Source organism: Deefgea sp. CFH1-16, assembly GCF_016881365.1.
Taxonomy (GTDB): domain Bacteria; phylum Pseudomonadota; class Gammaproteobacteria; order Burkholderiales; family Chitinibacteraceae; genus Deefgea.
In genome coordinates this window covers 1,543,679-1,566,652 of the sequence record NZ_WLYT01000001.1, presented here as the reverse complement: position 1 = coordinate 1,566,652, position 22,974 = coordinate 1,543,679, and the positions used below count along the sequence as shown (strand labels likewise).

The 22,974-nt window shown below is 43.0% G+C and carries 15 protein-coding genes and 4 pseudogenes; 11 read left to right on the top strand and 8 right to left on the bottom strand.

Annotated elements, in window-relative coordinates; genetic code table 11:
* Positions 1–126 precede the first annotated feature (126 nt).
* From GKO28_RS08650 to GKO28_RS08640, 3 genes are all read right to left on the bottom strand, one after another.
* Positions 127–609, bottom strand: a complete 483-nt coding sequence (locus GKO28_RS08650) for a hypothetical protein (protein ID WP_203564040.1) — start codon at positions 607–609, stop codon at positions 127–129.
* 7 nt (positions 610–616) lie between these two features.
* Entirely contained in the window at positions 617–1,033 is a 417-nt protein-coding gene (locus tag GKO28_RS08645) for a hypothetical protein (protein WP_203564039.1), read from the bottom strand.
* A 457-nt stretch (positions 1,034–1,490) separates the two neighbouring features.
* Complete coding sequence (locus tag GKO28_RS08640) at positions 1,491–1,976, bottom strand: biotin/lipoyl-containing protein (RefSeq protein ID WP_182075998.1); 486 nt, start codon at positions 1,974–1,976, stop codon at positions 1,491–1,493.
* 741 nt (positions 1,977–2,717) lie between these two features.
* On the opposite strand from GKO28_RS08640, the gene GKO28_RS08635 reads away from it, so the two are divergent.
* The 3 genes from GKO28_RS08635 (at position 2,718) to GKO28_RS08625 (ending at position 5,175) form a co-directional block, all read left to right on the top strand.
* Positions 2,718–3,908 (top strand): acetate/propionate family kinase, encoded by a 1,191-nt coding sequence (locus GKO28_RS08635; RefSeq protein ID WP_182075997.1) that lies wholly within the window; start codon positions 2,718–2,720, stop codon positions 3,906–3,908.
* 144 nt (positions 3,909–4,052) lie between these two features.
* Positions 4,053–4,790 carry a BPSS1780 family membrane protein gene (locus GKO28_RS08630; protein ID WP_182075996.1) on the top strand — a complete coding sequence of 246 codons (738 nt, stop codon included), beginning with the start codon at positions 4,053–4,055 and terminating at the stop codon, positions 4,788–4,790.
* Complete coding sequence (locus GKO28_RS08625; protein WP_173532774.1) at positions 4,774–5,175, top strand: diacylglycerol kinase; 402 nt, start codon at positions 4,774–4,776, stop codon at positions 5,173–5,175. The genes GKO28_RS08630 and GKO28_RS08625 overlap by 17 nt, the downstream gene beginning before the upstream one ends.
* Positions 5,176–5,204: 29 nt before the next feature.
* Here GKO28_RS08625 and GKO28_RS08620 read toward each other — a convergent pair whose 3' ends face one another.
* The 3 genes from GKO28_RS08620 to GKO28_RS08610 are packed head-to-tail and all read right to left on the bottom strand — an operon-like array spanning position 5,205 to position 7,379.
* Positions 5,205–5,621: a DUF2721 domain-containing protein gene (locus tag GKO28_RS08620; protein WP_247646443.1), complete on the bottom strand. Its 417-nt coding sequence runs from the start codon at positions 5,619–5,621 to the stop codon at positions 5,205–5,207.
* A complete protein-coding gene (locus GKO28_RS08615; protein WP_182075995.1) occupies positions 5,611–6,381 on the bottom strand; it encodes a LytTR family DNA-binding domain-containing protein in 771 nt (256 codons plus the stop codon). The genes GKO28_RS08620 and GKO28_RS08615 overlap by 11 nt, the downstream gene beginning before the upstream one ends.
* Positions 6,382–6,383: 2 nt before the next feature.
* Positions 6,384–7,379, bottom strand: coding sequence for a sensor histidine kinase (locus tag GKO28_RS08610; RefSeq protein ID WP_182075994.1), 996 nt, complete (start codon positions 7,377–7,379; stop codon positions 6,384–6,386).
* A gap of 57 nt (positions 7,380–7,436) precedes the next feature.
* On the opposite strand from GKO28_RS08610, the pseudogene GKO28_RS08605 reads away from it, so the two are divergent.
* Both GKO28_RS08605 and parE read left to right on the top strand, forming a co-directional pair.
* A pseudogene (locus GKO28_RS08605) lies at positions 7,437–8,932 on the top strand (YifB family Mg chelatase-like AAA ATPase).
* Between the two features lie 294 nt (positions 8,933–9,226).
* Positions 9,227–11,202, top strand: a pseudogene (gene parE, locus GKO28_RS08600) (DNA topoisomerase IV subunit B).
* A 188-nt stretch (positions 11,203–11,390) separates the two neighbouring features.
* Here parE and GKO28_RS21320 read toward each other — a convergent pair.
* Positions 11,391–12,467 (bottom strand): methyl-accepting chemotaxis protein, encoded by a 1,077-nt coding sequence (locus tag GKO28_RS21320; protein ID WP_182075993.1) that lies wholly within the window; start codon positions 12,465–12,467, stop codon positions 11,391–11,393.
* 222 nt (positions 12,468–12,689) lie between these two features.
* Between GKO28_RS21320 and GKO28_RS08590 the strand changes: the two genes are divergently transcribed.
* The 4 genes and pseudogenes from GKO28_RS08590 to GKO28_RS08575 all read left to right on the top strand — a co-directional run bounded on the left by GKO28_RS08590 (position 12,690) and on the right by GKO28_RS08575 (position 17,230).
* Positions 12,690–13,523 carry a transporter substrate-binding domain-containing protein gene (locus GKO28_RS08590; RefSeq protein ID WP_182075992.1) on the top strand — a complete coding sequence of 278 codons (834 nt, stop codon included), beginning with the start codon at positions 12,690–12,692 and terminating at the stop codon, positions 13,521–13,523.
* Between the two features lie 153 nt (positions 13,524–13,676).
* Positions 13,677–14,747 (top strand): SGNH/GDSL hydrolase family protein, encoded by a 1,071-nt coding sequence (locus GKO28_RS08585; protein ID WP_182075991.1) that lies wholly within the window; start codon positions 13,677–13,679, stop codon positions 14,745–14,747.
* Between the two features lie 141 nt (positions 14,748–14,888).
* Positions 14,889–16,093 (top strand): annotated as a pseudogene (locus tag GKO28_RS08580) (branched-chain amino acid ABC transporter substrate-binding protein).
* Between the two features lie 162 nt (positions 16,094–16,255).
* The gene (locus tag GKO28_RS08575; protein WP_182075990.1) at positions 16,256–17,230 is read left to right on the top strand and encodes a M14 family metallocarboxypeptidase; all 975 of its coding nucleotides are present in this window, start codon (positions 16,256–16,258) and stop codon (positions 17,228–17,230) included.
* Between the two features lie 117 nt (positions 17,231–17,347).
* Here the strand turns inward: GKO28_RS08575 and GKO28_RS08570 are convergent, their stop codons facing one another.
* Positions 17,348–19,882, bottom strand: coding sequence for an EAL domain-containing protein (locus tag GKO28_RS08570; protein WP_182075989.1), 2,535 nt, complete (start codon positions 19,880–19,882; stop codon positions 17,348–17,350).
* Positions 19,883–20,117: 235 nt separating this feature from the next.
* On the opposite strand from GKO28_RS08570, the pseudogene parC reads away from it, so the two are divergent.
* Both parC and GKO28_RS08560 read left to right on the top strand, forming a co-directional pair.
* Positions 20,118–22,410: pseudogene (parC, locus tag GKO28_RS08565) on the top strand (DNA topoisomerase IV subunit A).
* Positions 22,411–22,962 carry a D-alanyl-D-alanine carboxypeptidase family protein gene (locus GKO28_RS08560; protein WP_247646442.1) on the top strand — a complete coding sequence of 184 codons (552 nt, stop codon included), beginning with the start codon at positions 22,411–22,413 and terminating at the stop codon, positions 22,960–22,962. It abuts the pseudogene before it with no gap.
* Positions 22,963–22,974: the final 12 nt, after the last annotated feature.

Here is a 22,974-nt window from a genome sequence, read left to right as displayed (position 1 = left end):
ACACACAAAACCCATTAAAACAAAGGTCTATAGTAATATACCTACACATAATCTAGATAATACATGCCGAGTTACACAATATGTGATGTTACATTTTACAAGCACATCATTGCCAACGAATACAAATCAATCGTCATCTTCAGTTTCAAGTACGTCAGGAAGATCATCCCCCGAACCTAAATCAACCCCGATAAAATCGTCAGGTACTTCTAAAGTCATGCGACCAATCGCTTTGCTACGATAATCTGTGATAATTAAATCCGCTGTTTTTTGTTCATCAATCACACCACCAGCCATCAAAGCACCACGTTTACGACCAATCAAATTAAACAACTCATCCACACTACCATCCAGACTACTCAACTTATAGCGTGCCATCAATTCTTTAGGATAGCGCTCGCGTAAAGTTTCAATCGCAAAATAAGCCACCAAAATTTCATCATATGCATTGCGACCAATTGAGCCACCCAAAGCCAAACGAAAGCCAGAAGGTTCGTGTTCAACTTTAGGCCACATTAAACCTGGCGTGTCATACAAAATAACCCCATCAAGCGTTTCAATCCGCTGCTGAGACTTAGTAACACCCGGTGTATCTGCAACACGAGCCACTTTTCGCTTAGCCAGCGTATTTAATAAAGTGGGACTTACCTACGTTGGGAATCCCCAAAATCATCGCTCGCAACGGCTTTTCAGCATCATTACGGAACGGTGCTAATTTTTTACACAAGACGGCGATCTGTTTAATTGCGGCTTGCTTGTTGTCTTCGCCCATCAACAAGGCTTCAGTACCTGCTTGCAGGCGAAAATAATTCAACCATAACTGACTTAACTTAGGATCAGCCAAATCTGTTTTATTGATAATTTTTAAAGCTGGACGTTGCCGATGCAAACGCAACTTCTCAATCATTGGGTTACTACTGGACAAGGGCATACGTGCGTCCACGATTTCAATCACCATATCCACCTTGGCCATTGTCTCTGCCACTTTCTTCTGCGCCACATGCATATGACCCGGAAACCACTGAATTGCCATCAAACACCCCCAAGAAAAGCCGCGATTATACGCTTATTCACACAACCCTATACAAATCAATCACTTAAAATGTGGGGAAGTCCGCTATCAATGTGGATAAGTGTTACCCACAGATGAAGCCAAAAACTCAACACATATTATCCACAGTAGGAACAAGGACTATCAGTACACATGTGGGTAACTTAAAGTGTTGATAAATAAAGGTTTATAGAGTTATCCACAGATTTTTTGATCCTTATCTATTACTACTATCTTTTACTTATCAATATATATATAAAAAACAAACGCTTCAAAACATGATCAACTTAAAAATCAAATAGTATGAAAAAACATATATAAATCAATAACATATGGAAAGATTAAAAAATTAAGCTATAAAAATCAATGACTTAAAATATCTAAGCTACAAACATCAATCCAAGCGGCAATACCAAATGCATATTCTTAAACAAACTAACTATGCTAATAATTTTCTCAACTGCTGTAATTTCAATAATTCATGCTTAACAAATAATTCAACTTCTTCATTACCGATATAACCAGTTATACAATTTGGATTTACTAAACTTAAATCAACACCTAATCGAGAAGCTAATTTTGCTGCAGAAGGTATTATCATTAATGAATTTGCAACATCAACTTCAGCTGAATCTTGACTACAGCGTTGATCTACCACATCTAAAAACCCAGTTGGCAATTCTTCAACTTCCATTGATAATAGTAAATCACCATTATTAATATCATCGCCAATGTTAATAAATAAATAACTAATTTGGCCATCTTCAATAGCATTAATATAAATATGATCATTGTTTTTATTTAAAGATATTAATAATTGATTTTTACTAACAAATTCACCTACTTTAATATTTATATTGCTTACTTTAAAAGTATCTGATAATTCAGGTGCACAAATAAGATGTGTAGTGTAATTAGTATTCATTTTTAACTATGACCTTCAAGACCTTGATATTAACCAAGTTATTATAATTCTCACGGTTTATAATGCTGTTAATTTTTGCGCTATGCAATTGGCATCGTTAAAAAATCCAGTAAAAACAAGATCAAAATTAGAGGCTAACCACATACATTCCCTAGGTTTAAACTTTCATTGCGTGTAAATATACACGTGTTTGTAGTGCTAACACCTAATTAAAATGATGAATCAAGTTCTAACTTAATGATCAAAAAAAGGCTTGTTTATTAAAAAAATATAATGAAATCAAATAGATGGAATTGATTTTAAACCATGGCAACAATGATGTTATGCCACAATTTACTTTGCATAGCCTACAAGTGTTTGCCAAACTACACGTCATAATAAGTAAGTGACTGTAGTTCGTTGTAAATATAACTTAAACCTTACATATTTTTAAAAGGACTACTTTTAGGTACGAAAAAAACGTAAGCAAATTACAATGCAACTGTAGTTTTGTTTGTAAGAATTTATATGAACTATACATAAATCATACCATGATGCAATTTAATGCTTGTTTGCATACTTATGATTAGATATTTTTTATAATTAATATAAATTAAGACTAAATAGTATTTTAAAATATTAACTCTTTTTCATAGTGATAATTTTTTAAAAATAAATTAATGCTGTATTGCCTTCTAGGTCTTGATTAGTAACATATGTAGATCAATACCCTTTGTTATTTTTTTAATATTGGAGTAAAAAATGAGTGAATTAGTTTTAGTTATCAATGCCGGTTCTTCAAGTATTAAATTTTCATTATTTGAAACTAGCGCAGCTGATCCTATTGTCTTATTTAAAGGCCAAATGGAAGGTTTGTATGTAGAACCAAAATTCAGCGCAAAAGATGCCGCTGATAATAAAGTAGCCAATGAAACATTACCTAGTGATGCGCCAAAAAATCACGATTATGCTTTACGCTATATGCTCAATTGGTTGGAATCGCGTATTGAAGGACGTTCAATTGCAGTGATTGGCCATCGCGTAGTTCATGGCGGAACAACCTATTCAAAACCTGAACTTGTAACGCCTGAAGTAATTGCAGGTTTAGAAGCTTTGATTCCTTTGGCTCCTTTGCATGAACCACATAACATCACACCAATTCGTGTTCTTGAAGAATTATTACCAAATGTGCCCCAAGTAACCTGCTTTGATACTGCATTTCATACTACGCAGCCAGAATTGAACCAATTATTTGCACTACCGTATGAATTCTCGCAAAAAGAAGGCATTCGTCGTTATGGCTTCCATGGTTTATCGTATGAATATATCGCCAGCGTATTGCCAGAAATTGATACTCGTGCAGCAGAAGGTCGTACTGTCGTTGCTCACTTAGGTAATGGTTCTTCAATGGCTGCTTTACTTGGTGGTCGCTGCCAATTAACAACCATGGGCTTTACTGCATTAGATGGTTTGCCAATGGGTACTCGTTGTGGCCGTATTGATGCTGGTGTTGTATTGCATTTGATGAATCATTTAAAAATGGATGCAAAACAAATTGAAACCTTGCTGTACAAAGAATCAGGTCTACTTGGTTTGTCTGGTTTCTCTAGCGATATGCGTGATTTAGAAAATTCAGATTCACCGCGTGCAAAATTAGCGGTTGAGTATTTCGCAAGTAGTGTTGTTCGTGAAGCAGCTTCGTTAGCAGCAGCAATCGGTGGTATGGATGCTTTAGTATTTACTGCCGGTATTGGTGAAAATGATGCCAATACACGTAAAGCTGTTTGTCATCAATTGCGTTGGTTAGGCGTTGAGCTTGATGAAGCTGCAAATGCGGTACGCTCTAGTGAACCACGTCGCATTTCTTTGGCGGATAGTAAAATCGCAGTTTATGTGATTCCAACGAATGAAGAACTGATGATTGCTCGCCAAGCATTGGCGTGCATTGCATAAATTCATACTGTTTTAATAAAAAAGCCGCTGAAATCAGCGGCTTTTTCATGTGCGCTTCATCTTTATCTGGCAAGATGCAAGCTTAAAAAAGATCTAATTTCAGTTACGATGTGGGTATAGACTTTTTTTAACCAGGTAATAAGAATGTTAGAACAAGATAATGTAATTGATGTAAGTATTGAGCCAAAAAAAATACCAGCCATACAAGGTTGGTATTGGATTGTGAATGCATTTAAATTGTTTAAACAAGCACCAACAATCTGGATAAGTATTTGTGGCGTTTTTGTTGTGCTATTTTTTGGTATTGCTTTCTTACCTATAATTGGTGGATTTATCTCTACTTTGCTTGGGCCCGTTTTTTTAGGTGGTATTATGTGGTCGGCAAAAAAACAAGCAGCTGGAGATATACCACAATTAATTGATTTGTTTTCTGGATTTAAATTAAGATTCGTTGAATTATTGAAAGTTGGTGTTTTATATATGTTCGGTACCATATTTGTTATGGTATTGATGACTTTGTTACTTGCAATATCATCTTTTTTTGGGTTTCTATCTGTTGATAAAAACATTCAAGTCATTGAGCAGATCGGTGTGATTTGGCCTTTGTTAATTGTTGTATTGTTTGCTTTTTTAATTGTTTATAGTGCTTATTTTTATGCGCCGACTTTAGTGATGCTTCAAGGAATGAAAGCTAATGAAGCAATGAAATTATCATTTTTAGCTTTTTGGCGTAATTGGCAACCAATTTTAATTATGTCTATTTTTGGTGGTGTTTTTTTTTTTTTTTTAGCAATGCTACCAATGTTTTTAGGTTTAATTTTTGCATTACCAGTAGCTTTATTAACAAGTTATATTTGCTATGTTGATGTATTTGAATCTTAACGGGAGAAAAAGAGTGAGCGAAAGCCCATTTAAAGGTAAGACAGGCGCAAAACGAGTTTTAAATGCATTAGGTTATTCAATTGATGGATTAAAAGCAGGTTGGATAAATGAAGCTGCTTTTCGCCAAGTCAGTTTGTTAGCGATTGTTGGTATTCCATTGTCTTTTTTTCTCGCTATGCCTGCTTGGGCTCATGCGATTATTGTCGCTAGCCATTTAGTTACTATGATTGTTGAATTGTTAAATTCAGCAATTGAAGCTGCTGTAGATCACACTTCTTTAGCCAAGCATGATTTAGCAAAAAGGGCTAAGGATTTGGGTAGTGCAGCACAATTAGTTTGTTTATTTAATTTAGCTGCAATGTGGATTTTGGCTTTGTTAGCATAAAAAAACGGGCTAAGGCCCGTTTTTTTTAGTTATTTTTTAGGATTTTTTATTTCATCCTCAATATCAGATAGTAAAATTTTTAATGCAGAATCTGATACCATAACTTCTTGTAAGCATAATATTAATGACCCTATCATTAATATTAAACTAGCAACAAATAATCCTTGTGCTAACTGATCTAAGTTGATTGCCATAAAAATCATTGAAATAATACACAATAATAAACTTGTAATTCCAAAGGCCTGCATATAACGAATAAGCCACACTCGTTTTCTTAGATTAGCTAACTGACGCAAAATATTAACATGCGGATTACTACGGTGATGATCATAAAGCTGGCGAATAATACTTGAAATAGCTAAAAATCGATTGGTGTACGCCAGCATTAACAAGGAAATAGCAGGAAATAATAATGAAGGGGTATTTATACTAAAATTATCCATCATGACCTTTTTTGAAATCTTTAATAATATGTTGTTGGCGACGACTTACAGGTAATCTCTCTGGCACATCACGTAATATAACGACCCAATGCGCCTCGCCCCCTGTTTGTACTTCGCGTTCGAATCCAGCAATATTATCGCGTGACACTAAGCAATTGCGATGTATTCGGACAAATTTTGATCCAAATTCATCTTCAAGCTTAGTTAACGAATCTTCAAGTAAGTATTCACGGTCGCGGGTGCGTAATGTGATGTATTTTTGTTCGGCCTTTAAAAAGCGTGCTTCACTCACTGGAATTAAATGAACTCGTCCGCGTTCAGTCACACTAAAATGACTACGAGCACCTTCAATGGTTTGATTGTTGTTTGGTATATGATGCTGCTGTCTTTGCTCTACGACTCGTTTTAATGCTGTAAGTAGACGATCTTGCCGAATTGGCTTAAGTAAGTAATCAACTGCACGCACATCAAATGCAGCAACACCATAATCTTCAAATGCAGTCGCAAAAATAACAGCTGGTGGTTTTGCTAAATGCATTAGTTTTTTAGCCACCTCAATTCCACTCATTTGCGGCATTTGGATATCTAAAATCACCACATCAATATCATGCTCTGCAATTTGCGGTAGCGCACTCATACCATTGGTTGCTGTGCCAATGACCTGATTTGGACATTCTTGTGCACAATCATTTAGCAGGTCCTGCAATCGGTTGAGTGCCGGTAGTTCGTCATCAACAAGAAAGAGTCGTAACGCAGTATTCATTGTTAAAGCTCCCGATAGGGCAGCATGATATGTATTTGATAATAGTCGTTTCCTGTGTTGATGCTGAGATTTGCTTCAGCATCATAATAAAGCAGTAAACGCTCGCGTACATTCTCTTGTGCCATGCCATTACCGCGTCGTAGCGGCGTACTATTTAAAAGAGGATTTCGAATGTTGATATGCACTTCCTCACGCACTCGAAATATATTCAATTGAATAATCCCAGGTTCGATATTTGGCTCAATACCATGATAAATCGCGTTTTCTAACAATGGTTGCAAAATCAATGGTGGGATCAGGGCTTTTTTAGGCATCTTGTCGATATGCCATTCAACGTGTAATCGATCACCTAAACGTACCTTTTCAATTTCAAGATAACCTTGCGCCAATTCGACTTCACGCGCCATTGTGGAAAGACCTGTCTCAGTACCCATTGCTACGCGAAAGAGTTCAGACAGGTTCTCAAGCAGCCGTTCAGCTAATTTTGGCTGACTTCGTATTAAAGATAGCACCGCATTCAAACTATTAAAGAAAAAATGCGGTCTTATTCTTGCCTGTAAGGCGACAAGTCTGGCCTCAGCCAAGCGCGGCGATAGGGCGCGAATCCAAAGCTGGTAATAATGTAGAAGCAAAAAAGTCACGCAGAGCGTAATAAACTCAAAGCGCCAAGGTACGACGCTATGATCAAGCGGGATTAAATTTTGAAATAGATTGGATATGCTAAATGCGACGCAGAAAACCCACAGCAATACACTCATCACTGCATTTTGGTAGTTCATTTTTTGTAGTGGTGCACTTACTACAGCTAGCCCTGCTAATGAAATAAGGAGGACGGGCTCAACCCACAAACTAATTTCAGTGAGTTTGTTTATCCATTCATTCCAGCGGTTAATACTAATAAATACATAAATCAAGACGCCTAAATGCACCAAGACTAGGGCGCGCAACACTACGCCTAAATTTCGGAAATTAGGCATTAAAATCGTTGATTGTTCCATTAAATCTGATTTTCCTGCTTACACTGTATAAATTAGCATAGCATTTGTGAATCAATCATGTCGCTTGCCGTTTTGTATTCTCGAGCATTAGATGGCTTATCTGCGCAGTCAGTTACTGTTGAGGTTCATCTGGCTAATGGCTTACCTGCATTTAATTTGGTGGGCTTGGCTGATACTGAAGTTCGTGAGTCTCGAGAACGAGTTCGAGCGGCTTTGCAAGTCGCTGGTTTTGAATTTCCTAATCGCCGAATTACCGTAAATTTAGCGCCGGCTGATTTACCCAAAGGGGCAGGGCATTATGATTTAGCAATTGCGGTTGGCATTTTAGCTGCGAGCGGGCAATTGCCCTGTGAGCATTTAGCGGATTATGAATTTGCCGGTGAATTAGGTTTAACTGGGCAATTACGCTCGGTACGCGGTGGCTTAGCATTGGCCATGGCGGCGCGTGATGCGCAGCGAACATTGATTATTAGTGCCAGTAGTAGTAATGAAGCTGCATTAATTCAAAATGCAACGATATTGTCTGCTGCGCATTTACTTGAAGTTTGCCACCATTTGAGTGGTACTCAATCTTTGGCTACAGCTTTAGCGCCAATGGATAGAGAAAGCCCTATTTATCCTGATTTAGCTGATGTGAAAGGGCAGTCTGCCGCTCGGCGTGGTCTTGAGGTGGCCGCTGCTGGCAATCACTCATTATTGCTGATTGGCCCACCAGGGACGGGTAAATCAATGCTGGCACAGCGGCTACCGGGCTTATTGCCGCCATTATTGGAATTTGAAGCACTAGAGGCGGCAGCGATTCAGTCTTTAGGACAAAATGGGCTTGATTTGCGCAGTGTTGGCCAGCGGCCCTTTCGTAGCCCGCATCATACGGCGTCCAGCGTTGCTTTAGTCGGTGGTGGCAGTATTCCGCAACCCGGAGAGATCTCACTGGCGCATCACGGAGTTCTTTTTTTAGATGAACTACCCGAATTCGATCGAAAAGTTTTAGAGGTTTTGCGAGAGCCGCTTGAGAGCGGAAAAATTCATATTTCACGCGCAGCACGGCAAGCTGAATTTCCGGCTAGGTTTCAACTGGTGGCGGCGATGAATCCCTGTCCTTGTGGATATTTAGGACACCTGAAGAAAGCATGTCGTTGCACGCCAGAACAAGTGCTGCGCTATCGAGGCCGCATTTCTGGACCATTACTTGATCGTATTGATATGGTGGTCGAAGTACCGGCGATTCCTGATACGGTGTTATTGGCTAAAGGGCAAAGTGAAGGCAGTCTATTAGTGCGTGAACGAGTTTGTGCCGCCCGTGCGCGGCAGCTAGCACGACAAGGCCATAATAATTCGACTTTACTTGGGGCGGCAATGGAGACACATTGCCAAACGGATGCTGCAGGTTTGGCCATGTTGCAAAATGCGATTCAAAAATTAGCTTGGTCGGCGCGGGCTTATCACCGAGTATTGCGCGTAGCCCGAACGATTGCTGATTTAGCCGATAGTGAGACGATTTTTTTACGCCGCATCTGGCTGAAGCAATCCAATATCGTCGGGGTATTGAGTAAAGGTATTGCTCTATAAGCATTGTGAATAATGTTTTTCATAGATATACCCAAGTTTATGCTGTTCTATACATCGATAGTGTCTCATCAAATATTGTTAAGCAGTATCAAGCAAAGTGAGTGCGTCAAATCGACACGTTCATTGCGATAAGTTGAATCTGAAATAGACTTTCAATGTTTAAGATTAGCGCTGGGCTTGAGTATGCCAGCGTGGCTTTGGGGATTTGAAACGATGTCGTTGAGGACATTCTCTGCTAGACTTCCCTCCAATCATTTTTACCGATTTCACGTGAAACAATGGCAGCTCCTAAATACGACGAATCTTCCGTTAAGGTTTTAAAAGGCCTTGATCCAGTCCGCCACCGTCCTGGCATGTATACCCGCACTGATAACCCCTTGCATATCTGCCAAGAGGTGATTGATAACGCTGCCGATGAAGCACTTGGCGGATATGCCACGCAAATCGACGTGGTTTTATATCGCAATCAGTCAATGCGCGTGGCTGATAATGGCCGGGGTATTCCGGTTGGTTTACATCCTGAAGAGGGCGTACCAACGGTACAAGTGGTTTTTACTCAGCTGCATGCTGGCGGTAAATTTGATAAAAAAGACGGTGGCGCTTATGCCTTCTCGGGTGGTTTACATGGCGTTGGTGTTTCGGTTACCAATGCTTTGTCGACACGATTAGAAGTTGAAGTTCGCCGTGAAGGGCAAATTAATCGGTTAGTTTTTTCTGGTGGTGAAGTCATCGAGCCATTACTCGTTGCGGGTAGCTGCTTAAAAAAAGACACCGGCACTCGGGTTTTTGTTGAACCGGATGCTAAATATTTTGATAGCCCAACCATTCCAGTTGCCGATCTTGAGCATTTATTAAAATCCAAAGCCGTGCTCTTACCTGGGCTGATCGTTACGCTCAATATTGAGCAAGCGAATGGTGAATTACTGGAAAAACGTTTTGGTGTTATCCCGATGGTTTATTGGGTTATTTAAATGAGCAAGTGGCCGGTTATACCCAGCTGATCCCCATTTTGCAGGGTGAAAAATACATTGAAGGTGAAGATGAAATTTTCTCGCGCGGGGAAGGTTGTGCTTGGGCGTTAACGTGGACTGAAGACGGTAGCGTGAATCGCGAATCGTATGTGAATTTGATTCCAACGCCAGCCGGCGGCACGCATGAATCTGGTCTGCGCGATGGGGTATTTCAAGTCGTCAAAACGTTTATCGATTTTCATAACTTGCTGCCCAAAGGCGTGAAGTTACTGCCGGAAGATTTATTTAGTCGCTGCTCATTTGTATTAAGCGCCAAAGTGCTCGACCCGCAGTTCCAAGGTCAAACCAAAGACAAACTCACCAGTCGCGATGGTCTCAAACTGGTATCGGCGATGGTGCGCTCGCCATTTGAGTTATGGCTGAATGAACACGTTGATTTGGGTAAAAAACTCGCCGAACTGGCCATTCGCGCCGCGCAATCACGGCAAAAAAACGCGCAAAAAGTCGAAAAGAAAAAATCCTCTGGCGTAGCGGTGTTACCGGGAAAATTGACCGATTGTGCCTCGGATGAAACCGAGCGCTGCGAATTGTTCCTCGTCGAAGGGGATTCAGCCGGTGGTTCGGCCAAAATGGGTCGCGACAAAGATTTTCAAGCGATTTTGCCGCTGCGCGGTAAGGTGCTCAATACTTGGGAAGTCGATAAAGACCAAATTTTCGGCAATAACGAAGTGCACGATATGGCCGTCGCCATCGGCGTTGATCCGCATACGCTCGATAGTGCGGCGGATTTAAGTGGTCTGCGCTACGGCAAAGTGATCATCATGTCCGATGCGGACGTGGATGGATCGCACATTCAAGTGCTGCTATTGACCTTGTTTTATCGTCATTTCCCGCAGTTAGTTGCTAACGGCCATATCTATGTTGCGCAGCCACCGCTGTACCGCGTTGACGTGGGTGGCAGTGGTAAAAACAAGCCGCCGCGCAAGTTTTATGCGCTCGATGAGGGTGAATTGACCGCGATTCTCGATAAGCTCAAAGGCGAAAAACTACGTGAATCAGCATGGAATATTTCACGTTTCAAAGGCTTGGGTGAAATGAATGCCGAGCAATTGTTCGACACGACGATGAATCCCGACACTCGCCGCGTGATGCGGGTATCAATTCATGCTGATGTGGCTGCCAACACGCGTGATGTGATGAATATGTTGATGAGTAAATCTGAGGCGTCTAGCCGCCGTGCTTGGCTCGAAGCACGCGGGAATGAGGTTGAGGCGGATTTATAATAGCGTATTAAGCTGTAAGCCTTTATATGATTAGTTTATGGCTATATACCACGTAAAAAACCCGCAAGCTGCGGGTTTTTTTTATGCTTGAGTTATTCGCACTAGAAGCCTAGTTATCATTAAATTGTGCAGAACATACCGCGCGTACCATAGCATGGTAAAAAAATTCATCAAGATGTTAGATCGGCTTAATCTATCAACTTATCTAAAATATGGATCATTTTTAAACTGGTATTTTCCATCCGATTGAGCGCTTCAATCACTTGTGATTTTTGCCCAGCTTGCCATGCGCTAAAGGCTTGGCTACCAATTTGATGAATTTCATTATGTGGCACTTCTAATTCACGATAGGCCGGATGATTGCCCGCCTGCGCTTTGCCTTCTCCTTCGTAATACCAGCGACCAAAGCGGCATTGATGCGGATCATTGATATTTGGCATGGCTGCACCACCGGCCACGCTTTCGTAAACCTTAAATTTAAATGCAATATGATCGAGTTTACTCACTTCAACAAAAGTATTGAGTCTATTTTTACCCACCAGTGTTTCCATCTCGGCGGAAATTTTAATCAATAAACTCATTTCATCCGCCGCATTGCTGCCCATAGCACTAAATTGGGCCGTTTGCTCGGCGAGAGTGTTCATTGTGGATTTAACCGATTGGGTTTCAGTACGAATATCGCCCACCAATTGACTAATTTCTTTGGTGGCCGATCCGGTTCGTTCTGCGAGTTTACGTACTTCATCAGCAACCACCGCAAAACCACGACCTTGTTCGCCGGCACGGGCGGCTTCAATTGCCGCATTGAGTGCTAATAGATTGGTTTGATCGGCAATTTCTTTGATCATTTGCACGATGCCGCTAATTTGATCAGATTGCTGATTAAGTTTATCGACGTCACTCACTGATTGTACTGCGGTGCTGGATAGTTGATTTAAGCTATTTGCAATCGTATTAATTGTTTGGTTATTGTCTTGGGCTACGCGAGATAATTCAGCGGCGCAGCGTAATTCTTCGTGCATTTTATCGGTAAGATGGCCGATTGAGTGCGCACTTAATCTGAGCGATTCACCAAATAAATCCATAGTCTTGAATAAGGACTGATAGTATTTTCCATCGCCATTATCTTGCACTTGTAAACTGGAGAGAAATTGTTGATCACTGTTTAGCTTTGAGTTTTCTTTTTTTAGTTGTGCATTCTCTGCTTGCAGCTGACGTATTTGTTCGTTTAAGTCGGCAATGTATTTTTTATCAGTAAAGAACATTTTAGTCTCCACAATGTTTAAGTTACTGAGTATAGCCAATAATATTGCTAGGACGCTTTTGTGGTGGTGACAACGTGGTAAATAGCGACGTTTTGTGGCTCGATGTGATTGTGATTTTTGATTAAAAATAAATTTAATAATAAACAAGCGGGGAAACTACTGATTCGATTCAAATCCGCTCTCCGTATGATTTGCGACTTACAGAGTAATGGATGAATCATCATGAAAAAATGGATTGTGATTGCTGTTGCAATCATCGCTGCGCCGGTGTTGTATTTTTCGCTGTTACACAAAAAAACAGCAACGTCGACAACGCAGATCGCCAGTGCAGCGGCTGAATCGCAACCACTTTTACGTATTGCCTTAGAGGGTAAATATCCACCATTCGAGTATTTAGATAAAAATCAGCAATTAGTTGGTTTTAATATTGATTTGGCTAATGCGCTGTGTAAAGAAATGGCGGTTAAGTGCAGTATTGAGCGCTATGAATGGGATGATTTAATTCCTGCAGTGCAGGCTAAAAAAGCCGATGCGATTATTGCTACGATGTCGATTACCGATGAGCGTGAAAAATTAGTTCAGTTTACACAGCCTTATGCACGGGTTCCTGCTGCATATGTGGCCAAAAATAATCGTCAATTTATCTTCCCAGTGATGACGCCGGAACGTTTAGCAGGGCAAACCATTGGCGTGGTTACCAATACAACTTTTTCTGATTATTTGGCTGCTGAGTTTGATAATAGCAAAGTGAAATTAAAGCATTATCCTGATGCCGATGCCTTATTGCTGGCGATGAATAAAAATGAAGTCGATTTAGTGTTTGGTGATAGTGCCGTGTTTGGTGAGTTTTTACGCGATCCACTCCATGCAAAAGACTATAATTATGTGGGTAATATCATTAAGGGCGATCCTCGCTTAGGACGAGGCGAAGCAATTGCGTTGGCCAAAGATGATCACGAAATGGTGGCAAAATTTAATAAAGCTTTAGATCAACTTATTAAATCAGGTCAATATCAAGAAATGCAGTTTAAGTATTTTACGTTCCAGATTTTATAAAACACAACAGCCCCAATTCATTGGGGCTTTTTTTGGGTCACATACAAAGTATCGATCTCGCTGAGGTTTGATTTGGACAAACTTTTGATTAGTTTTGAACACAGCCAAATCGCCAGCTAAGCCGTAAACTCCATTTTTTTCAGGTACCCCATCATGAAATACATTGGAATTTTGGCATTATTGTTTTCGGTACTGAATACGGCGCTCGCTGCAGAACCTATTTTGGCGAGTGGACGTTGGGTGCACAAGAATGGCAGTTATCAAGCAACATGGCCTGGTGGCGTGTTATCGGCTCAATTTACTGGGCAGCGCATTGGAATTGCGTTAAATGATGAGCGTAGTTATTACGCCGTCGAAGTGGATGGCCAATTCCTGCTAAATATCGCGCCAGCAGCAGGTAAACGAGTGATTTGGCTAAAAAATTTAACGGCAGCTCGGCATCGAATTGATTTAATACGTCGGAATGAAACGCCGGATTATATTGGCCAAGTAGCTGGTTTTGTCTTAGAAGAGGGTGGGCAATGGTTGCCTGCGCCAGCGGCGAAGAAGCGCAAAATTGAATTTATTGGTGATTCTTTTACCGCAGCTTTGGCGGGTTTATCCACACAGCGTGAATGTAAAGACGCCGATTTGGCGGCAAATACCGATATTCGCCAAGGTTTTGCAGTCAATGTGGCACGCGAATTAGATGCCGAATGGCAAATTAATGCGATGTCGGGAATGGGTTTGGTGCGAAATTGGAATGGTCATTTACCAGATAGAGATTTTCGAACGTTTTATCCACGGACAATTCAAAGCGATGCGACTGCTGTGGTTACGACGACAGATTGGCAGCCACAAATTGTGGTTATAGCCTTGGGCTTAAATGATTTTTCCACGCCAATTAATTCAACTGAAAAACGCAATGCTGAACAATTGGCTGCTGATTATCAATCGGCATATCAAGCTTTAATCACTGAAATAAATGCAAAATATCAGCAGCCACAGATTGTGCTGATGTCGTATAAAGTTTGGCCCGATGATCAATTACGCGTCCAAGTACCCGCGGTCATGGCGGCAGCAAAGGCGGCTGGGCTCAGAAATGTGCATTATTTAGCCGTCAATCCTCTGCAGTTAACGGCATGTCAGTGGCATCCGAATTTACAAGATCATCAACAAATTGCGCAGCAACTCTTAGTGAAAATTCGAGAAATCAAACCATTATGGTTTACTGCGACTCAATAAATTGATTTGAACTGACGACAAGCTACAGGAATACCCTAGTATTCCTCTGTGGCATGCTACTGCACTGCATGATGCGTTGAGCCTTACAATTATTGGTATTAATACCGATCCATCTTTTTCTCTGTTTTGGAATGTCCTGAAATGAATATCACTTCTTATAGTTTGATTGCTGCGGCCGTGATGGGTTTGGCTGCGTGTGGTAAACAAGCGCCTGTTGGCAGCGAAGCGGCTAGCACGCCGGCGGCGGCGGAACAGCCAAGCCAGTCGGTGATTAAAATTGGGCATTCAGCGGCTTTGACTGGCCCAGCTGCGCATTTTGGTAAAGACAATGAAAACGGCGTGAAGCTGGCGATTGATGAAATCAATGCGGCGGGTGGGGTGGATATTGGCGGCAAAAAAATGAAATTAGAAATGATTTCAGAAGACGACCAAGGTGACCCCAAAAACCGCGACCACTGTGGCGCAGCGTTTTGTGGATGCCAATGTGGCAGGTGTCATTGGCCATATGAATTCAGGAACGACGATTCCTGCGTCTAAAATTTATTCTGATGCGGGAATTGCGCAAATTTCACCATCGGCCACTGCGGTGAATTACACCAACCAAGGATTTAAAACGGCATTTCGCGTAATGGCCAATGATGCACAGCAAGGTAAGGTGCTGGGCCAATACGCGGTGAGTCAATTAGGCGCGAAAAAAAATTGCCATCATTGATGATCGCACAGCATACGGCCAAGGTTTGGCCGATGAATTTGAAATTGCGGCAAAAGCCGCTGGTGCGCAAATTGTGAAGCGTGAATTTAGTAATAACCAAGAAACTGATTTTAATGCGGTATTAACCAGTATTAAAGGCAGTAAACCAGATTTGATTTTTTACGGCGGCATGGATGCTCAAGCAGCGCCAATGAAAAAACAAGCTAAAAAGCTGGGTTTGAATGTCATCATCATGGGTGGCGATGGCTCGCAAACACCGGAATTTATTAAACTTGCCGGCGTGGATGCGGATGGCATGTATGCCACAAGCCCAGGCACACCGAAAGATCAGTTGGCAGGCGGCAAGGCATTCTTAGAAAAATTCAAAGCTAAATTTGGCAATGAAGTGCAGCTGTATTCTCCATATTGCTACGATTCGGTGAATATGATGGTGAAAGCGATGCAAGAAGCGGGCTCGGCAGATCCAGCAAAATATCTACCAAAATTGGCAGCAATGAAATACGAAGGGGTTACCGGACCGATTTCGTTTGATGCCAAAGGTGATATTAATAATGGCGCGATTACGGTTTACACCGTTAAAAACGGTAAATGGGAAATTCTAGAAGTGATTGGTGGCGCGGCAGCGGCAAAATAAGCCACTGACAGCGACAAAGATCAGGCGCCTTCGGGCGCCTTTTTTTATGTTTGGATTATTTTGATTTTTTTGCTGCGGTTTTTTTTCGCCATACCAGCACGCTTGCGACGCGGTATTGCGATGGTATAGTTGAATAACTGAGTAATTTTAAGGCGTATCCTCATGACAAAATCGAGCACTGTAAATCAGCCTATTTATCCGATCGGTACATTGGGTATAGCTTGGCAAGCAAAGGAAAAAGCAGATTGGCTGGCGATACAGCAAAGAAAGCGCAACTACTGGAATGAAGTGGTTAGCCCATTAACAGCCTTATTATTAGATCGAGATTCGCCACTGGCCGATTGGGCCGAGTTGGTGGAATATGCCGTGTTGGACTATCAGCCTCAGGGTTTGGCGCAGTATCCATTATTTGCTGTGCGTAGCCGTGATTGGCAAGCGCATCGGCCAACAGTCTTAGTTACCGGCGGTGTACATGGTTATGAAACCAGTGGCGTGCAAGGGGCTTTGCAATTTATTGCCCAAAAATTGAGCCATTATCATGCTGCGGTGAATTTATTAGTTCTGCCGTGCATCAGCCCTTGGGCTTATGAAACGATTAATCGTTGGAACCCGCTGGCCATTGATCCGAATCGCGCTTTTGTCGAGCATAGCCCAGCAGCAGAATCTGCCGCAGCGATGGCCTTTATTCGCGCACAAACCCAAAAAGTGGCGTTGCATATCGATTTGCACGAAACAACTGATACTGATAACTCAGAATTTGGTCCGGCTAAAGCCGCTCGTGATGGTGTGGCTTTTGAATATCATGATATTCCGGATGGCTTTTATTTGGTTGGCGATAGCGAAAATCCTCAGCCTGAATTTCAACAGGCATTAATCTCTGCGGTTAGCCAAGTGACGCATATTGCCGCCGCCGATGCTGCGGGCTGCATTATTGGTGAGCCATTACAGCAATTGGGCGTAATCAATTATGCTAAAAAAGCCTTGGGTCTTTGCGGCGGCATGACCGATGCGATGTATGTCACGACGACGGAAGTGTATCCCGATAGCGCCAATGCCACGGCTGAGCAATGTAATCGAGCCCAAGTGGCGACCATCTGCGCCGCGATTGATTATGTTTTGCAGCATGGGAATAAATAGCTTGGGGTCGGCGCTGATGATTCGCGCAATGTATTAGCGATATAGAAATTCAAACAGCATGGGTATATTAGTCCAATCCTTTTAAATCAATGTATTGGACAATATACCTTTATTTTTTTACTGGTCTTTTTGTTGAATAATATCGTCAGTCCATGCCGCTAATGGCGCTGGTCGCCCAAAGAAATAACCCTGAACTCGCTGGCAGCCTAGCTCGCGTAGACGGTTGGCTTGGGCTTCAGTCTCTACGCCTTCACCGACTAAAATCACTTTAAAACCGGAAGCCATACTGATGATGGCCGAGACAATCGCTTCGTCTTGAATGTTTTCGAGCATTCTGGCGATAAAGGATTGATCGATTTTAAGGTAGTCAAAATCAAATTGATGCAAATACGCTAACGATGAATAGCCGGTACCAAAGTCATCAATTGCAATGCCGACGCCAAGAGCACGAACGCGGCGAATTAATTTGGCGACCACTTCGCTTTGGGTGACTAAACAAGATTCAGTGATTTCTAGCGTGAGATTATGTGCCGGTAAACCAGTGGTTTGCAAAATAAACTGCAGTTGCTCATAAAAATCAGATTGAATTAATTGCCGCACCGAGACATTCACATGCACGTCAAAATCAGCCCGCCAGCCAGCTTTAAGCTGATTGGCAATTTGCAGGCAAGACTCTCGCAATACCCAATTTCCAATTTGTAAAATCAGTCCTGAATCTTCTGCAGCAGGGATAAATACGCCGGGAGAAATCATACCGCGCGGGCTTTCCCAACGAATCAGCGCTTCTGCGCCGATGGTTTCGCCATTTTGTAAATCGATCACTGGTTGGAAAAACACGCGGAATTCTTGCCGTTCCAGCGCCAGTTTAAGCTCTGAAGTCAGTCGTGTTTTGGCGATGGATTGCTCAATCATTTGCGCTTCAAACAGTGTATAAGAGCCAAAGCCTTTGGCTTTGGCCTTACCGAGCGCCACGCTGGCATTTCGTAGCCAATCGGTTAAATCACTGCGTTTAAAGCGTTCATACACGGCACCAATGGATGCGGTGACGACGATTTCATCGGAAGATTGTTCTGCCTGAAAGGCTTCTGAAAAATAGGCCAAATAACGTAGCGTGGTATAGGTCGCGTCTTCTGGGCTACTGATTTCTGGCAATAAAATGGTAAATTCAGCGCCTGCGGTGCGAGCAAGTAGGGCATTGGGCGGCAGATGCTCCAGGAGTCGTACTGAAATTGATTGTAATAAGGCATCGCCTAGCGCATGGCCTACGCTGTCGTTGATAGCGCGATAGCCGTCTAAACCGATCAGTAGCATCAATTGCGACTGGCTTGGGGTATAAGCCCAATCATTGATGGCAACGGCGAGACCGTTGCGATTCATTAGCCCGGTCATTGAGTCAAAACGAATCTGTTGATTCAGCTGCTCAAAAGACAGCGCGAGCTTGCCTGCCATTTCATTAAAGGTTTTGGTCAGTAGGGCAGTTTCTTTGAGCTGAATGCCTGAGCTAGGGATGGCTTGCCAATCGGCATGTCCGAGTTTTTCTGCAGCCAATGTGGTGGAAATAATCGGCCGAGTGATACGCCCTAATACCCACCATGCCAATATGGCCACTGCCAGCCCAATCAATAAGATGACCAGCACGGTATTGCGTTGATTTTGTTTTAGATTGCCAATCAGGTCTTTTTCGGGAATTAAAACAATAATCCGCCAATCAATGCCGGGCTGATTATTCAGTGAAATTGATTGAAAATAAATACGCTCACCGCGTAATTGAAAATGTGTACGCAAATTGGGCCCTTGATTGAGTAAGGCACTTGCGGCACGGATTTGGGCTTGCTCACTGTCTTTGGCAAATGTACGCTGTGCGGCAGATTGTGGGTCTGCATTGGCGGTCATTACGCTACGTGGCGAGGAGTGCGTCACTAAGCGTTGTTGCTGGTCAACGATAAACACTGCACCATGACCTGGCTGGGTTTGTTCAAGCAAAAACTGGTTGAAATGATCGATATTAATATCGCTCATTAACACCCCGATGAGCTGATTCGCTTGGTTATACACCGGGCTGGAATACGACAAGGTGGCCGATTGCTCTCGATTGTATGTGGCGTAGACATCAGACCAGCTGGCTTGACCGCTATGGATCGCTGCTTGATACCACGGCCGCTCTCTAGGGTCGTAGCCGGGGATGGTTTGACTCTCGGCACTGATTTCGGAATTTGGGTATAGCTGAAGTTGGTTTTGAGTTCTTTGATCTTTTAGTAGCAGGCGAGTGATTTGTTGGTCTCGCATTAGGGCGATAAATTGTCCACTAACGCTACCAAAACCAATTAGACTCAGTGCCGATTTATTCCCTAGCACTTGGGTATAGGTATTAATCAAAGGTTGATTTAGTGCGCTTAAATCCGTTTCGGCACTGATGGTTTTTATTTCAGATAGATTATTGAGAATTTGATTATTTAAAATTGGCGCGGTTAAAAAATCCAGCAATTGATGGCGTACTTCATTGGCTTGTTCGGCCATAATTTTTTCAGCTAGGTTTTCAATGGCCTTATTTTGGTTTTGAAATTGCAGCCAACTACTGAGCAATAGCGCCAAAATGAGTAAGGCGGCAAAGGTAAAACTCACGGCAAATCGTAATGATATCTTGGTTTGCAATTCGTGCTCGAGCGGATAAAAATGGGCCTTGCACACTATAACAGTATTCTTACAAATACCCTGAGTTCAATATATCTTTTGTTGTTTGTCGTTAGCGCTTTGAACCTAGCCATACAGGCAGATAGAATACGAGGCTAGATTCACTTTGGCCTGATCCATGTCTGATGATTTACTCGACCCCGTAGAAATGCCTACAACGCCCTTGAAACCCAATCAAGGCGGCGCTGCGCGTTTTATTGCTACTCAAGTTTCTGCTGTACCTGATGATGGTGAATCAGTACAGCTAGGACTGTATGCCGAAAAAAGTTATCTTGAATACGCCATGAGCGTGGTGAAAAGCCGCGCCTTGCCGCAAATTGAAGATGGCCAAAAACCCGTGCAGCGGCGGATTTTATACGCGATGCACGAGCTAGGTTTAATGGCGACGGCCAAACCGATGAAATCGGCGCGGATTGTCGGTGATGTGTTGGGTAAATATCATCCCCACGGTGACCAGTCGGCGTATGACGCTTTGGTGCGTATTGCCCAAGATTTCTCGCTGCGCTATCCCTTGATTGATGGTCATGGCAATTTTGGTTCACGTGACGGTGACGGCGCTGCGGCTTATCGTTATACCGAGGCGCGTTTAACGCCAGTGGCTGATCTGCTGCTCGGTGAGCTGGATAAAGGCACCACCGATTTCACGCCAAATTATGATGGCGCTTTTCAAGAGCCGGTTTTATTGCCTGCGCGATTGCCGATGTTGCTGCTGAATGGCGCATCGGGCATTGCGGTGGGGATGGCCACTGAAATGCCATCGCATAATTTAGGCGAAGTGGCTGACGCGAGTATTGCGCTGATTCGTAATCCTAAATTATCGACTGCTGAGTTACTGACGTATATCCAAGGCCCCGATTTACCGGGTGGCGGGCAGATTATTTCTTCGCATAAAGACATCGCCAGCGCGTATGAAAATGGCCGAGGCAGTTTGAAAGTCCGTGCTCGATGGGAAAAAGAAGATCTGGCGCGTGGGCAATGGCAAATGGTGGTAACTGAATTACCACAAGGTACGTCGAGCCAAAAAGTATTAGAAGAAATCGAAGAACTCACGAATCCCAAAGTCAAAAAAGGCAAAAAAGCGCTTAGCCAAGATCAAGTGCAAACTAAGCAATTGATTTTGAGCGTGCTGGATCGTGTTCGCGATGAATCAGGAAAAGATAAATCGGTTCGCTTGGTATTCGAGCCAAAATCATCACGGCAAAGCTCTGATGATTTGATGAATTTGTTGCTAGCGCATACCTCGTTAGAAAGTAGTTTATCGATCAATATCGTTACCATTGGCCGTGATGGTCGACCTGGGCAAAAAACGCTACGTGATTTAATCGCCGAGTGGATTGATTTTCGCTTTGTTACGGTAACGCGTCGTTGCCAGCATCGTTTGGGCCAAGTGGATGATCGCATCCATATTTTGGAAGGGCGCTTGCTGGTTCTGCTCAATATTGATGAAGTGATTCGCATTCATCCGCCATTCGGACGAGCCCAAATCAGCGCTGATGGCGGCGTTTAATTTGTCGGAACGCCAAGCTGAAGACATTCTTGAGATTCGCTTGCGCCAATTGGCGCGACTGGAAGGGATTAAGATTGAGCAAGAATTGTCTGCGCTGCGGGCGGAAAAAACCGAGCTAGAAAACTTGTTGGCTAATCCGGCTGCAATGCAAAAACAAATTATCAAAGAAATCGAAGCCGACAAAAAGAAATACGCCGATCCACGTCGCACTTTAATTGAACACGCCGAACGCGCGGTTGCTGAAGTGGCCGTAGTGGATGAGCCGGTCACGATTATCTTGTCAGAAAAAGGCTGGTTACGTGCTCGCCAAGGGCATGGCCTTGATTTGCAAAGCCTGAGCTTTAAAGATGGTGACAGCCAATTGGCAGCGATTGAATGTCGCACGATTGATCAGATTGCACTGTTTGGCAGCGATGGTCGGGTGTATTCGATTCAAGCCTCGGTGGTGCCGGGCGGGCGTGGTGATGGGGTGCCAGTCACCACTTTGGTTGATTTGGTGGCTAAAACGCGGATTACCCAAATGCTGGCGGCTAAATTAGGCGATTGGGTGGTGTTGGCTAACTCGAGTGGCTATGGCTTTAGCTGTTTGTTTGATAATTTACTCAGTCGACAAAAAGCCGGTAAAGCATTTTTGAGTTTGGAAGAGAGTGAGACGCTGCTGCGGGTGTCGACTTTTGTTCCACGTGAAACATCGTTAGTCGCTTGCTTATCTACAGCAGGTAAATTGCACTTATTTGCGTATAGCGAATTTAAGCAGCTCACTGGCGGTGGCCGTGGTGTGATTACCATGGCGCTCGATGCAAAAGATCAACTCAATGCCATTACCATTTGCGACGGTTTAACGTTAACCATCAATTACACTGGGCGCGCGGGTAAGGCGCAAGAGTGGATTTTAAATGAGAACGAAATGGCGCCGTATATTGGTAAGCGTGCCAAAAAAGGCAAGCCGATTAGCACTGCATTTAAACTACCTGGATTTTAAATGAAAGCATATCCATCAGGTATGACGCCAGAGCTAGCCGTCGCTTGGGCAGAGCTGGGCATACCTTTTGAATTATTGCAAAGCCGGCATTTGACCTTGTTTACCGAGGCCACAGAATTAATCGATGTGGCGGTGAGTGACGATGGACGAGTCTGGCAATTGATTCCTGCGGCAGCTGCTGCATGGGAGAGAATGCAGCGGGCGGCTTGGCAAGATGGTGTTGATTTACACATTGCATCGGCCTATCGAGCTAGCACACGGCAGGTGGAGTTAATCCAAAGCAAGTTGATTGCTGGCGTGCTGATCGACGAGGTCTTACAGGTGCTCGCGCCACCGGGGTGTAGCGAGCATCACACAGGTAGGGCGGTGGATATTTTTACGCCGGGTGGCCCTGTGGTGACAGAAGAATTTGAAAATACGCCGGCATTTGCTTGGTTAAATTCGCACGCAGCTGAGTTTGGTTTTAGTTTGTCTTTTCCACGCGACAATCGTTATGGCTATGTGTATGAGCCTTGGCATTGGTGCTGGGAGGAAAAAAACACAACCAAGTGATGCGGTGCAGCA